The sequence below is a fragment of the Myxococcus sp. XM-1-1-1 genome, from assembly GCF_020037095.1.
Taxonomy (GTDB): Bacteria; Myxococcota; Myxococcia; order Myxococcales; family Myxococcaceae; genus Myxococcus; species Myxococcus fulvus.
Genome location: NZ_JAIQDH010000009.1, coordinates 112,848 through 126,057, shown reverse-complemented (window position 1 = coordinate 126,057; position 13,210 = coordinate 112,848). Strand labels below are relative to the sequence as shown.

Here is a 13,210-nt window from a genome sequence, read left to right as displayed (position 1 = left end):
TCCCCCCCGGGCCGGCGCGTCTCCTTCCTGCTCCAAACACGCGCGGTGCGGCAATGGTTGATTCGCGGGTTGTGCTTAATTCCGGGGCGGGGCTGGCTTCACCCAGGAGGATTCCCACCATGCACCTCGCCCGCATCGCGTCGCTGTGCCTGCTCTTGTCCCCCGTGGTGGCCGCCGCCCGGAACGTCACGGTGCCCGTGGACGTGGGCGTGGGGCCCGCCGCGTTCCTCTTCTTCGGGCCCGTCTTCGACGACCAGCCCATCCACACCGGGCTGAAGCTCTCCGTCGAGGCGGTGCTGGACAAGGACTGGCTGAAGAAGAACCAGCGCGCCATCCCGTCCCGCTACCGCAAGTACGCCAAGAGCGTGGACGAGGTGCGCATCTCCCCGTCCATCTTCATCCCTGACGCCCTCATCATCTCCCCCAAGGTGCGCGACACCGGCATGTATGGCATCACCTGGAAGCCCCTGGGGCTGGGGCTGCCGTTGACGTCCGGCCCGGTGCGGCTGGCGGTGGGTGGTGGGGTGCTCTTGACGTATGCGTACCTGCACTCGGACACGCTGGCGGACACGCACTTCGTGAGGCCGGGCGCGGAGCTGGGCGTGGACCTGGAGCTGCAGCTCTCCAAGAGCTTCCTCATCAGCCTGGGCTGGGAGTCCGCGCTCTACGTGCCGCAGGAGCTGGGCGGGCTGGGGCTGCCGGACCGGGTGCGCGACGGCATCTTCCACGTGGGCCAGGCCTACCTCCAGTTCCACGTGCGCTTCCCGTACAGCACGCGCCTGTGAGGCGGACGGACGGCTTCGCGGGAACCGGGTGATGCACGGGATGGCCGGGTGGCGATACCCTGGCGTGACATGCCCTTGGTCCTCGCCACCGACGCCCAGAAAGCCGAGCGCGACCGCGTCACCCATGCCGCCTGGGGCTCGCCCCTCACCGTGGAGCAGTTCCACCAGCGCGAGGTGCGGCTGCGCGCGCATCCCTGGTGCCGCGAGGGCATGCGCACCTGGCTGCTCGTCGACGACGGCGGACAGGTGCTGGCCTCGTGCGAGACGTTCCGCACCGACAGCCACCTGCGCGGCCCGGACGGCGTGGCCACGCCCGGCGTCAGCGAGGCCATCGCCAGCGTCTTCACGGTGCCCGAGCTGCGCGGCCACGGACACGCCACGCGGCTGATGGACCAGGTCGCCGAGCACGTCGCCCAGGAGGGCCAGGACCGGCACGCGGCCCTGCTCTTCTCGGACGTGGGCGCGCCGCTCTACCGGCGCTCGGGCTATCGCGAGGCGCCCGCGTGGGACTGGAACCTGCCCGCCATGGGTGGACTGTCCACGCACGCGGTGGACGCGCTCCTGTGCGACGGGGACGTGCCGGAGGTGATGGGGCGCCTGCAGCGTCCGGACGTGCCCTTCCTGCTGTGGCCGAGCCCGGCGCAGGTGGACTGGCACCTGGAGCGGGAGCGGGTCTACGCGGAGCTCTTGCGTCGCCCCCGGCCGGAGGCCTGCGGCGCGGTGGTGGGCCGCTCGTTCGCGCTGTGGGCGATGATGGCCCGCTACGGCGAGCTGGTGGTGCTGCTGTTCGACGCGGAGTCGCTCGAGGACTCCATGGCCCTGATGGAGGCCGCGCGGGGCGTGGCGCACCGGGCGGGCCTGTCCCGCGTGGTCGTCTGGGAGGAGCCGGGCACCCTGCCCTGGCTGGCGCGGATTCCGGGCGCCACGCGCGTGGCCCGGGAGGGCTCGCTGCCCATGCTGCGTCCGCTGAGGGACGGGCTGCCGCCCGCCGAGCGGGTGACCTTCTCGCGCGCCCTCTGGGTGTGACGCGCGGCTAGGATGCCCCGACATGGCCAAGCGCACGCGCATCATCGAAGGCACCTGGAACTGCACCTCGTGCGACGCCAAGGACATCCTCGCGCGGCACAAGCGCTGCCCCACCTGCAACAACCCGCGGGAGCTGTCGGGCGACGAGTCGGACTTCGACTTCGGCGACGTGGACGCGGCGAGCGGCAGGTCCCTGCGCGAGGGCGTGACGGACGAGAAGGCCGTGGAGATGGCGAACGCGGGCGAGGACTGGTTCTGCGCCTTCTGCGGCGCCGCCAACCGGGGTGACCATCCCCGCTGCAAGCACTGCAACGCCGAGCGCGAGTCGGACTCGAAGGTGGGGCCCCGGAAGGATTTGTCGGGACATCCGCCCGCTCCCGCCCCTCCCCCGAAGAAGAAGCCCCGGCTGGGGATGTGGCTGTTGCTGGGTGCGCTGCTGTCGTGCTGCTTCGGAACCTGTGTGTACTCGGGCTGGTCGAACCAGACGCACGACTACCCGGGTGAAGTGACGGGCACGTCGTGGAAGGTGGCGGTGGTGCAGGAGCGCTTCACCCGCGTGGAGAAGGAGGGCTGGGCGGACGAGCTGCGCCAGGCGAGCGCGCGCATGCCCGTCAACGGCGCGGGAGAAATCGCCGGCGTGGAGAACGTGCGCGGCTGCGTGGAGCGCCAGCGCGGCACGCGCAAGGTGGCGGACGGCACCGAGCGCGTGTGCCGCTCCAAGACGCGCAGGGTGGCGTGTGGCACCGAGGAGAAGTGCCGCCGACGCGACAAGGGCAACGGCTTCGCGGAGGAGGTCTGCGAGGACGTGACGAAGTACTGCAACGAGTCCTATGAGGACTGTCAGAACCAGACGCGCTACCGCAACGAGCCCGTCTACGCGCGGCGGTGCACCTATGACACGCACGAGTGGCGCAAGGTGGACCGGCGCGAGGCCTCCGGCCAGGACGGCGCCCCGCGCTGGCCCACGCTCCAGGTGGGACCGCAGGACCGTCAGCGGCGCGAGGAGACGTACGTGGTGAACGTGCGCTACGAGGACGACGGGGTGAAGGAGCAGGTGCTGGAGCCGAAGACGGAGGCCGAGTTCCTGTCGTGGAAGAAGGGCCAGGGCGTGGTCCTCACGGTGACGAACGGCGGGGAAGTGAAGAAGGCCGTCCCACGTTGAGCCCACGAGGCTGAGGCCCCCATGGAATGCACCCTCTGTGGCGCCTGCTGCGTGGCGCCGGACATCGCGGCGCTCGACAAGCCGCTCGGGCTCAGGTGCCCGCACCTGCTGCCCGACAACCTCTGCGCCATCTACGAGCAGCGGCCGAACATCTGCCGCGACTACCAGGCCGACGAGGTGTGCCGCCTCATCGAGGCGCCCACCCTGGACGAGCGCGTGCACAAGTACCTGGCCCTCTTCGATTTGACGGAGGAGGCCCGCGCCGTGAAGGAGCAGGGCTGCCCCTCCATGAAGCGCGCCCGGCAGGCCGCCGCCAGGCTTCAGGCCGGAGCGCCCGGTGGAGAACGCCCGGACGAGCCGGCCTGACACGGCCCCTTGTCCCCGGCGAGCCGGGGCGCTATCCCCCGACCGTGAGCTTCCAGCCGACCGAGCCCTTCGTCGCCGCGCCGGGCCTGACGAACGAACACGCGCAGACCATCTACGCGAACTTCGTGCGTCCCCGTCACGCCCCTCCGCTGAAGCGCCAGCGGCGCGAGCTGCCCGACGGCGACTTCGTCGATCTGGACACCTTCGACGGCCCCAGCGGCGCGCCGCACGTGGTGGCCCTGCATGGGCTGGAGAGCTCCTCCCAGGCGGGCTACATCACCGCCATCCTCCGGGGCGCGGCCCAGCGCGGCTGGGGCGCCACCGCGCTCAACTTCCGCTCCTGCAGCGGCGAGCCCAATCGGCTGGCGCGCACGTACCACTCGGGCCACATCGACGACGCGCTCGGGCTGCTCCGGGACTTGCGCGCCCGCGTCACCGGGCCACTCTTCGCCGTGGGCTTCTCCCTGGGCGCCAACGTGCTCTGCCGACTGCTCGAGGACCAGGGCGAGGAGGCCCCCGTCCGCGCCGCCGCGTCCATCAGCGCGCCGTACGACCTGGACGCGTGCTGCGCCAAGCTGGATGGTCCCGGCCCGTTCCACCGCATCTACCGCGAGCGCTTCCTGCGCACGCTCAAGAGCAAGGCGCGAGCGAAGCTCAAGCGCTTCCCCAACGCCTTCGACGGCCGGGCCATGGAGGCGGCGCGCACGGTGCGCCAGTTCGACCACGCCGTCACCGCGCCCCTGCACGGCTTCAACAGCGCGGAGCATTACTACGCCGAGTCCTCGTCGGGCCCCAGGCTGCACGCCATCCGCAAGCCCACGCTGCTCATCAGCGCCGAGGATGACCCGATGCTGCAGGCGCCCGTCATCCCGCCGGAAGCGAAGGACAACCCGCACCTGAGCGTGGTGTTGACCCCGCACGGCGGACACGTGGGCTTCGTCGCCGGCAAGCTGCACCGTCCCCGCTTCTGGGCGGAAGACCAGGCGCTGGCCTTCTTCGACACCTTCCGCTAGCCGAAGTTCAGGATGAAGCCGAGCTTCGCCGTGGGGCGCACGGTGCGCAGCATCCACGACCGGTCCTCCGCGGGCCCGACGGTGCCCCGGAGCGGCTCGTCCAGGTCCTTCAAGCTGGGGCCATACAGCTCCATGAAGCTCACCCCGCCGCGCACGAAGAAGGTGATGCTCCGGGGCATGCTGACCTCGAAGCCCACCAGTCCGCTCGCGTACGTGTAGCCCACGCGCTCGAGCGACGGCAGCGGCGGCAGTGACAGGTCCGCCAGCCTGCGCTCCAGGGCGCGCACGTCCGCGGGCTGCGCGTGGCCAATCTCCACGCTGAAGGCGGGCGACACCCGGCTTCGCAGCGGCAACAGCGTGAGCCCCGCCCGCGCGCCGGCGCGAACTCCGTTGTGCGTGGCGCCCAGATGCAGCCGCACCACCCGCGCGGGACGGAACGAGATGGACAACCCCGCGCCTTCCGTCACCCCCGCGTCCAGCATCAACCCGAAGGGCGCGACCCGCTCGGGGTCCTGTGTCGCCCGACGGCGAATATCCCCTGCCTCGAATGCGCTCGCCATCGGTGCCACGAGCAGCACCACCAACGCGAGCAGCGTGGACCGCGTCCCCATGCGTCGAATCCCCACCCCAAGCCGCCGCGACGCTCCGCGGCCCCTGACCTTGCCAACCGTCGTCATCGGGGCGACCACCCCCGCCGACCAACGGTGCGCATGGCCTCGCCCCCCTTCAACGAGGTGGACCAGGCTCCGGCGGATGCCTGCTTCGTTCCACCGGAGCCCGCCTCCTCGCCCCCCGCCCTTCCCCCTCCACCCGCCACGCCGCTCGCGTCGCCCGAAGCTCCGCCGCGCTTGACGTCCTGCTCCCCCCGACCGGCCCCCATCCCTCGTCCCACCGACAAGCCCTGCCTCCCCACTCCAGGCACCGACTCGTCCCCGCCCTTCCCCTCGCGACGACGCGCTCGCGTCCCCCCCAGCGCCCCCCACCGACCCGCCCCCATCGCCCCCACCGACCCGCGTCATCCCCCGCGGCGCGTGGCCATAGCATCCGCCGTGCCGTCCCTCGGACGCCGCTCGAAACCAATGACTTCGCGGGGTTGCGAAGGAGCCCCCGTCCCGCGGGATGGCCTGGGGGACCGAAACCGGAAAAATCTCCGGACCTCCGGGGAGGGCGTCCTAACGTGCGCGACTTCGCAGCCGAAGGGGAGGGAGCGCCTTGCGCCTGACAGCCATCGCCACCGCCGTGCTCGTGCTCGGTGGGTGCTCGCGAACGACGGAGGGACCCACGCCCGCCGTGGAGCGGGTGGTCAATCCGCGAGCCCGCGTGGGCGAGCTCACCCGACTCTGCAACGCCCAGGGAGGGGCCACGGGCTGGAGGCTGGAGCTCCAGGGCCGGCGCTTCTCCCCCGTGCCGGGCGAGGTGCTCACCGACGCGCCCACGGTGGAGCTGCCGGAGGTCACCCTGCGCGGCCCGTCCACGTACACGCTGACGCGCGAGCAGGTCTTCTATGTGCGGCCGGAGCTGCTGCTGCTCGACGTGCCCACGCGCGACAGCTCGCCGCCGGTGGAGCTCTCCCCGGGCAGCTACGCGGTGGAGGTGGCCAATCCCCTGGGCGGCACGGGCCGGCTGCCGGACGCGCTGCTGGTGGTGGAGCCGCCCTCGGTGGCGCGGGTGATGCCGCCCGCGGATGGCTACTCGGCCGCGGACTCCAACCCCATCGTCATCGAGGGCCAGGGCTTCCAGCCGGGCACCAGCCCGCTGCTCTCCCTGCGCCGCGAGGGCGTGGAGGATCAACCGCTCTTCTTCGTCACCGTCGTCTCGCCCACGCGCGTGGAGTCCGAGCTGCCGCCGGGCACGCCCGAGGGTGTCTACAGCCTGGTGGTCGCGCATGGAGACGGGTGTGAGGCCGTGGCGACGGGCGCCCTCGACGTGCGCTACCCTCGCCTGGGCACCCTCACCGTGTCACCGCGCTCCGGCGCGGAGCGTGGCGACACCACCGTCCTCATCCGCAACACACCCACCGGCGCCCAGCGCGCGTTCAGCGCCGTGCCCGAGGTCTACATCGTGGCCCCGGTGAAGTCGGCGCCGTCCCAGACGCAGCGAATTCCCCTGCGCTCGGTGGAGCTGGTGTCGCCGCAGGAGCTGCGCGCGGTGGTGCCCACGTGCTCGGGGTTCGACGAGCCCGGAGGTGACCCCACCTGCCCTGGCGGCATCGTCGTGGGCGGCCCCTATGCGCTGGAGGTCCTGGACCCCGCGGGCGCGCTGGGCGAGGTGCCCGCGACGGAGGGCTTCACGGTGGTGGGCGGACCTGGCTTCACCTCGGAGCAGGCCGCGCCCCTCGACCTCCCTGGAGCCGTGCAGCCATGAATGCCCTCGTGCTCGTCGCGCTCGCGGCGCTCACCTCCGGCGCGAAGCCCGCCCCCACGGAGGGAGGCAACGTGCTGCTCGCGCCCAAGGTGGGCTTCTTCAAGTCCACCACGTCGCTGGGCGGAGACCTCTACCTGGGGCTGGAGCTGGGCTACGTCACGCCCTGGCTCGAGCGACGGTTGGCCGTGACGCTGGAGGTGGGCTACCACCGCCCGCAGACGTCCGGCGTCCTCTCGGACCCGCAGCTCGGAGGCTTCGGCGCGCCGCCGCCGGATGGCCGCTACACGCTCGCGGTGCGCGAGGTGGCCTTCCTGCTGTCGGCCGTCTATCGCTTCGAGCGGGCCTTCGGCTCGCTGACGCCGTACGTGGGCGGAGGCCCCGGGCTGTACCTGCACCGCGCCACGTCGGACCTGTTCGGCGCCACGGCGTCGGAGAGCGGCGGCGGACTGGGGCTCCAGGCCCTGCTCGGCGTGGAGCTGCCGCTGGGGCCAGGGGGCCTCTTCCTGGAGGCGCACTACCACCTGGCGCCGCTCGACTTCGTCACCACGGGCGACGTGAATGTCGGCGGCGTCCTCGCGGGCGGACTGGGCTACCGGCTGCGCCTGTGACGGGCGCTCAGGCCCGCCCCACCGGCGTGCGCAGGACGCGCAGCAAATCCTGCGCGACCAGCTCGCGCACCGCCGTGCGCAGCGACTCCAGGAGCTGGTGGAGGGACTCGGCGGACTCACCGGGCGCGTCCACGACGCGCTCGCGGACGCCATCGAGGATGCGCATCCGTCCGGGCACCAGGGCGATGACGGGCAGCGTGGGGTAGCGCTTGCGCAACAGCCCCAGGAAGAGCGGGTGGTCCTCGTCCTGCCGGCGCAGGTCCACCACCACGAGCGCGGGCGGCGAGGACGCGATGGCGGCGAGCGCGTCGTCCGTGTCGCCCGTGGCGGAGATGGACAGGCTCTCGTCGCCGACGGCGAGCACGCGGCGGAGCAGCTCCCGCGACGCGGCATGGGGACTGGCGATGAGGACGCGACGCATCTGCCTGGGAAGCTAACCCTTCCAGACCGCGATGGCCGCACCCGCGAAGGCGACCGCCGAGCCCAACACCCGGGCGGCCGTCGCCGGGCGCCCTTCCACCATCGCATCCCAGATGAGGCTGGTGACGAGCTGGGCGGCCATGAGCAGCAGCACGGACTGCACCGCGCCCAGCCGGCCGATGGCCCACGGCATGCCCACGACGATGACCACGCCGCACAAGCCGGGCAGCAGGTGCCAGGGGGTGAAGCCGGAGAAGCGCCCCTCGGCGGCGGCGGCCTCGGGCCAGAGCCCGGGCACGGTGCGCGCCACCGCGTACACGGCGAAGGTGGCCACCGTCGCCACCACCATGTTCATGAGGACCGCGCTCAGCAGGCCCCACTGGCCGGCGAAGCGCTTGTTGAGACCACCTTGGGCGACGACCGCCAGCCCACACAGCAGGGGAACGAGCGAGACAAAACGCATGGGCGCGGGTGGGTACCCCGAACGCCGGGCCGGCCGCAAGGTGGCACGCTCGGACTCGCGGGGGCTCTCGACTTCTCAAGAGGCTGGCGAAAGGGGAATCGACCGGCTACGTCCAACGCTCGCGCCATGGACGCCCCCCTCGAGCTCCACTTCGACTGCGGCACGCTGGTGGCACCCACGCTGCCGGACGACGTACGACTGGGCGCCCTCTTCCAGAAGGACGGGCGCACGGGGGTGTACCGCGCCGCCGCCCGGCACTACCGCGAGGTGGTGCTGCGGTTGCGCGAGCTGGGGGTGGCGTACGAGGACCGCGCGAAGCGCTTCGAACCGCTCGAGGCGGAGCTGACGGTGCCCATCCAGCCGTTCCCCCACCAGCGCGCGGCGCTCGATGCCTGGACGCGCGCGGGGGGCAAGGGGCTGGTGGAGCTGCCGACAGGCGCGGGCAAGACGCTGCTCGCGGTGCTGGCCATCGCGCACGTGAAGCGGCCCACGTTGGTGGTGGTGCCCACGCTGGACCTGATGACGCAGTGGCAGGGCGTGCTGGCGCGCCACTTCTCGCTCCCGGTGGGGATGCTGGGGGGCGGGGTGAACGACCGGCAGGCGTTGACGGTGACGACATACGACTCGGCGGCGATGCAGACGGAGTTCCACGGCAACCGCTTCGGGCTGCTCGTGTGTGACGAGTGTCACCATCTGCCGGCGCCCAGCTATCGGTTCATCGCGGAGGGCTCGCTGGCGCCGTACCGGCTGGGGCTCACCGCGACGCTGGAGCGCACGGACGGCGGAGAGCGGGTGGTCGAGGAACTGCTGGGGCCGCTGGTGCACCGCACCGACATCCGCGAGCTCCAGGGGGAGTACCTGGCGCCCTACGAAGTGAAGCGCGTGGAGGTGCCGCTAACGGCGGAGGAGAAGGCGCGCTACGACGAGGCCCGGGCGTTGTACCTGGGCTTCGTGCGGAAGCTGGGCGTGCGGCTGTCGGCGCCCGAGGGCTGGGCGCGCTTCCTGGCGCAGAGTCAGCGCAGCGACGAGGGACGCGCGGCGTACCGGGCGTATCGCGAGCAGCGCCGCATCGCGCTCACCTCCAGCGGCAAGCAGGAGGTGCTGTGGCGAATCCTGCTGGAGCACCGCGAGGACCGGGTGCTCGTCTTCACGGACGACAACGAGACGGTGTACACGCTGGCGCGACGGCTGCTGCTGCCCGCGCTCACGCACCACACGCCGATACCGGAGAGAAAGGCGCTGCTCGCGGCGTTCGCCTCGGGGGAGCTGCCGGTGCTGCTCACCTCGCGCGTGTTGAACGAGGGCGTCGACGTCCCGGAGGCGCGTGTGGGCGTGGTGCTCAGTGGCAGCGGGAGCGTGCGCGAGCATGTGCAGCGGCTGGGGCGCATCCTGCGCAAGCGCCCCGGGAAGAGGGCGATGTTGTACGAGGTCTGCTCCGCGCAGACGGCGGAGAGCGGCATCAGCGAGCGGCGCAGGCAGCACGACGCCTACCAGGAGGAGGGCTAGATGCGACGTCAGCGCTCCGGCAGCAGGCACCCAGCCACCATGCCCGGACTCCCGGGTGGTGACGCGCGTCCCTGGGCCTTCACCTGTGGAGTCCCGCGACATGCGAGCCACCGCCGTCCCGTTCGTCGATGGGCCTCCATTTCCCCAGGCGCTCTTCGCAGGGCGCGCCGTGCCGCCCCGGGAGTTGCTCGCATACCGCGCGCAGAAGCGCATCCTCCGTCCTGCGTTCGTGAAGCGCGACGTCCCCGCGTCCCTCGCGCGCTCCAGGGGAGGCGCGCCGTGCAGACCTGGCTCGCATGCCGCACGCAGGAGGGCATCCGCCGTCTGGCCTTCGTGAGGCATGACGCCCCCCGCGCCCTCCACGGGAAGTGCGCCATGACGCCCCGGCTCGCGCACCACGCTCAGAAGCGCATCCTCCGTCTCGCGTTCGTGAAGCGTGACGCCCCCGCGCTCTCCCCGGGAGGCGCGCCATGCTGACGCGGGAGCTGCTCGCGTACCGCACGCAGAAGGGCATCCTCCGTCCCGCCTTCGTGAAGCGCGATGACCCGGCGCTCCTCGCACTCGCGGCCGAGCTGCTCGCCTCCGTCGAGGCCTCGCGAGGCGCCATCTGTGACGATGTGGAGGAAGGCCTCGGCCTGCTCGCGGGCGCCTGGTCGCGTCCGAAGATCGCGCGCGGTCTCGTGAAGCTGCTCGTGGACCGGCTCACGTTCGAGGAGCCCGCGCCCGATGTCTCCGAGACCCGCTGGGCCCGGCTGAAGACCGTCGCCCAGGTGCTCCGCGCCCTCACGCCCGACACCACGATGGAAGCCTACGAGGCCCGCCTCGAGCAGGCCCTCTCCACACCGCTCCAGGATGCGCGCGCGGCACTCTACGCGGACCTGCCCGGAAACCGGAAGCTGCTCGGCTGGGACGGCGAGGCACCCACGGCGCAGGCGCTGGTGGACCGCTACAACCTCGCCCTCGCCCAGGGGCCGCTGCTGTCCGCGCGGCGGCTGACGCTGCGGGCTCGCGCACCGGAGCTCTTGCGCGTGCGCAAGGTGCTGCGCTGGCTGAAGTTCTGCCGGCTCGTCGCCGAGGTCCGACGCGATGGCCCGGACTGGGAGCTGGAGGTCGAAGGCCCCGGCGCCATGCTCGCCCTGCAGAAGAAGTACGGCCTGCAGCTCGCCTCGTTCCTGTCCGTGGTGCCGGTGCTGGAGCGCTGGGAGCTCAAGGCCACGGTGGAGCCCTCGCGCCGCCAGGCCACGCTGATGTTGAGCGACAAGGACCCGCTCGTCTCTCCCCTACCCGCCGCGTTGGGTCACGTCCCCGAGGAGGTCGCCTCCCTGTCCTCCAGCTTCGAGGATGACGCGTGGGAGCTGGACCTGACGCCGCTGCCCCGCCACGTGGGCGCCGCCAGCCTCTGCGTGCCGGACCTCACCTTCCGACACCGCGACTCGCGCCAGGAGTTCGCCCTGGAGCTGTTCCACGCCTGGCACGCGAGCGCCCTCACCCGCCGGCTCGCGGAGCTGCGCACCCGGCCCGACGCGGGCCTGCTCCTGGGCGTCGACCGGGCCCTGCTCGCGAAGCAACCCTCGGAGCGCGCGACGCTGGAGGGCCATCCCCAGGTCGTGCTCTTCCACGGCTTCCCCTCCGCGAAGAAGCTCAAGGACCGGCTGTCGAAGCTCTCCACGACGAGCCCCCGGAAGTAACGGGGACAAGCCGCGGCTCAGGTGCCCTTGGGCTTGAACTGCGCGGCCAGCACGCTCAACAGCCGGATGGCGCTGCGGTCCAGCTGCTTGGCCCGGCGCAACAGCCGGCGCAGCTCCCCCGACTCGCCATACTCGCTGGGAGGCTCCGCGGCCCACTTCACCTCCTGCGAGGGCTTGAGCCCCAGCGCCTCGTCCGCGGAGATGGAGAGCACCACGCACAGCCGCCGGAAGGTCTGGATGCTCGGCAACATGTGGCCGCGCTCCAGCCGCCCGTAGACTTCGCTCGCGATACCGATGCGCTCCGCGACGTCGGCCTGCGTCAGGTTCAGCCGGGTGCGGGCCAGGCGCGCAGCTCCTCCGAGGCGGGATGCGAGGGTCTTTTCCATGTTCGTTAACCTAACGGGTTCGTCCATGTCGATATGACTTGAGAGGTTGGCATCCAAGAACTTCCCAGGTAGTCTTATGGGAAGCGGACCTGATGCGTCACCTCACCCGCGCCACGTCGAAGCCATGAGCACGCAGCCCTTCGTCACCTTCCTGTTCGTGGATGAAGACCCCCTCGCGCTGTCGGCGTGGCGTCGGCTCGTCCGGGACCTCCCCGGCGCCAAGCGCTTCGCGCGCGACATGGCGGAGGCCCTCGCGCTCGTGCACGAGCAGCCGCCGCGCGTGGTCGTCTGCGGAGACCTGCTGCCGGATGGAGACGGGCTGCACCTGCTCCAGGCGGTGCGCGCGCGTCACCCGCACACCGCCTGCGCGCTCCACGCGGTGCGCCCACCTCCCAGGTCGTGTCCGCGCGAAATCACCTGGGTGGACCGCGCCGCGCATCCCCGGGAGCTCCACTCGCGGCTCCGTGCCCTGGGACAGGCCACCGCCCACCCCTGGGCCTGAGCCGTGGCGGCGCATGCCCCCCGGGCACGTTAAGGTGACGCACGCCCCATGAAGCTCTACGCCATCAGCGACTTGCACCTGCGCCACGCCGACAACAAGCAGGCCCTGCAGACCCTGCCCGCCTTCCCGGACGACTGGCTCATCGTCGCCGGCGACGTGGGCGAGACGCTGTCCGAGATGGATTTCATGCTGCGCACGCTGACGGCGCGCTTCCGCCAGGTCATCTGGGTGCCGGGCAACCACGAGCTGTGGACCATGCCCTCCGAGCAACCCTCCCTGCGCGGCGACGCGCGCTACCAGCGACTGGTGGCGCTGTGCCGCGGCCACGGCGCGCTCACGCCGGAGGACCCCTACCCGCGCTGGCCCGGCGAGGGCCCCCACCGCGTCATCGTCCCCATGTTCCTGGGCTACGACTACTCGTTCCGCCCGGACCACGTGCCGGAGGACAAGGCGCTGGAGTGGGCGTTCGAGGACGACCTCTTGTGCACCGACGAGGTGCTCCTGCATCCGGACCCGTACCCCAGCCGCTCCGCGTGGTGCGCCGCGCGCGTGGAGTCCACCCGGGCCCGGCTGGACGCCCTGCCACCGGGCTGCAGCACCATCCTCGTCAACCACTACCCGCTCCGGCACGAGCACGTGCGGCTGCCGCGCATCCCCCGCTTCTCCATCTGGTGCGGCACCAGGCGCACCGAGGACTGGCACGCGCGCTACCGCGCCGAGGTCGTGGTGACGGGCCACCTGCACATCCCGCTCACCCAGTGGCGCGACGGGGTGCGCTTCGAGGAGGTGTCGCTGGGCTACCCCATGCAGTGGAAGCACCGGGGCGGCATCGAGCGGTGCCTGCGCGAAATCCTCCCCGGCCCCGCCACCCGCCCGCTCTGAGGGCTTCGCGCCGCTGGAAATGAATCGGCCCCGGACGTC

15 protein-coding genes are annotated in these 13,210 nt (G+C 71.9%); 11 read left to right on the top strand and 4 right to left on the bottom strand.

Annotation, left to right across the window (positions count from 1 at the left end; all coding sequences use genetic code 11):
* Nucleotides 1–119: 119 nt before the first annotated feature.
* From K8640_RS19385 to K8640_RS19365, 5 genes are all read left to right on the top strand, one after another.
* On the top strand, nt 120–785 hold the full coding sequence (locus K8640_RS19385) for a hypothetical protein (protein ID WP_223748374.1): 666 nt from the start codon (nt 120–122) through the stop codon (nt 783–785).
* A 69-nt stretch (nt 786–854) separates the two neighbouring features.
* Nucleotides 855–1,811, top strand: coding sequence for a GNAT family N-acetyltransferase (locus tag K8640_RS19380; RefSeq protein WP_223748373.1), 957 nt, complete (start codon nt 855–857; stop codon nt 1,809–1,811).
* A 22-nt stretch (nt 1,812–1,833) separates the two neighbouring features.
* Nucleotides 1,834–2,973, top strand: a complete 1,140-nt coding sequence (locus tag K8640_RS19375; RefSeq protein ID WP_223748372.1) for a hypothetical protein — start codon at nt 1,834–1,836, stop codon at nt 2,971–2,973.
* A 21-nt stretch (nt 2,974–2,994) separates the two neighbouring features.
* Nucleotides 2,995–3,339, top strand: a complete 345-nt coding sequence (locus tag K8640_RS19370) for a YkgJ family cysteine cluster protein (RefSeq protein WP_223748371.1) — start codon at nt 2,995–2,997, stop codon at nt 3,337–3,339.
* A 44-nt stretch (nt 3,340–3,383) separates the two neighbouring features.
* On the top strand, nt 3,384–4,352 hold the full coding sequence (locus K8640_RS19365) for a hydrolase (RefSeq protein ID WP_223748370.1): 969 nt from the start codon (nt 3,384–3,386) through the stop codon (nt 4,350–4,352).
* Here the strand turns inward: K8640_RS19365 and K8640_RS19360 are convergent.
* Nucleotides 4,349–4,963 carry a hypothetical protein gene (locus K8640_RS19360; protein WP_223748369.1) on the bottom strand — a complete coding sequence of 205 codons (615 nt, stop codon included), beginning with the start codon at nt 4,961–4,963 and terminating at the stop codon, nt 4,349–4,351. The two genes, K8640_RS19365 and K8640_RS19360, sit on opposite strands and share 4 nt — an antisense overlap.
* Nucleotides 4,964–5,564: 601 nt before the next feature.
* On the opposite strand from K8640_RS19360, the gene K8640_RS19355 reads away from it, so the two are divergent.
* Complete coding sequence (locus K8640_RS19355; RefSeq protein WP_223748368.1) at nt 5,565–6,716, top strand: hypothetical protein; 1,152 nt, start codon at nt 5,565–5,567, stop codon at nt 6,714–6,716.
* Nucleotides 6,713–7,324, top strand: coding sequence for an outer membrane beta-barrel protein (locus K8640_RS19350; RefSeq protein ID WP_223748367.1), 612 nt, complete (start codon nt 6,713–6,715; stop codon nt 7,322–7,324). The genes K8640_RS19355 and K8640_RS19350 overlap by 4 nt, the downstream gene beginning before the upstream one ends.
* A 7-nt stretch (nt 7,325–7,331) precedes the next feature.
* Here the strand turns inward: K8640_RS19350 and K8640_RS19345 are convergent, their stop codons facing one another.
* Both K8640_RS19345 and K8640_RS19340 read right to left on the bottom strand, forming a co-directional pair.
* The gene (locus K8640_RS19345; RefSeq protein ID WP_046715934.1) at nt 7,332–7,745 is read right to left on the bottom strand and encodes a response regulator; all 414 of its coding nucleotides are present in this window, start codon (nt 7,743–7,745) and stop codon (nt 7,332–7,334) included.
* 12 nt (nt 7,746–7,757) lie between these two features.
* The gene (locus K8640_RS19340) at nt 7,758–8,207 is read right to left on the bottom strand and encodes a DMT family transporter (protein WP_141325312.1); all 450 of its coding nucleotides are present in this window, start codon (nt 8,205–8,207) and stop codon (nt 7,758–7,760) included.
* 126 nt (nt 8,208–8,333) lie between these two features.
* Here K8640_RS19340 and K8640_RS19335 point away from each other — a divergent pair, with 126 nt between their 5' ends.
* Complete coding sequence (locus tag K8640_RS19335) at nt 8,334–9,713, top strand: DEAD/DEAH box helicase (protein WP_223748366.1); 1,380 nt, start codon at nt 8,334–8,336, stop codon at nt 9,711–9,713.
* A gap of 470 nt (nt 9,714–10,183) precedes the next feature.
* Complete coding sequence (locus K8640_RS19330; RefSeq protein ID WP_223748365.1) at nt 10,184–11,401, top strand: DUF790 family protein; 1,218 nt, start codon at nt 10,184–10,186, stop codon at nt 11,399–11,401.
* Nucleotides 11,402–11,418: 17 nt separating this feature from the next.
* Here K8640_RS19330 and K8640_RS19325 read toward each other — a convergent pair whose 3' ends face one another.
* Nucleotides 11,419–11,787 carry a helix-turn-helix transcriptional regulator gene (locus K8640_RS19325; RefSeq protein ID WP_046715939.1) on the bottom strand — a complete coding sequence of 123 codons (369 nt, stop codon included), beginning with the start codon at nt 11,785–11,787 and terminating at the stop codon, nt 11,419–11,421.
* Between the two features lie 124 nt (nt 11,788–11,911).
* On the opposite strand from K8640_RS19325, the gene K8640_RS19320 reads away from it, so the two are divergent.
* Both K8640_RS19320 and K8640_RS19315 read left to right on the top strand, forming a co-directional pair.
* Nucleotides 11,912–12,289 carry a response regulator gene (locus K8640_RS19320; RefSeq protein ID WP_223748364.1) on the top strand — a complete coding sequence of 126 codons (378 nt, stop codon included), beginning with the start codon at nt 11,912–11,914 and terminating at the stop codon, nt 12,287–12,289.
* A gap of 48 nt (nt 12,290–12,337) precedes the next feature.
* Nucleotides 12,338–13,171, top strand: a complete 834-nt coding sequence (locus K8640_RS19315) for a metallophosphoesterase (RefSeq protein WP_223748363.1) — start codon at nt 12,338–12,340, stop codon at nt 13,169–13,171.
* The last annotated feature ends 39 nt before the right edge of the window (nt 13,172–13,210 follow it).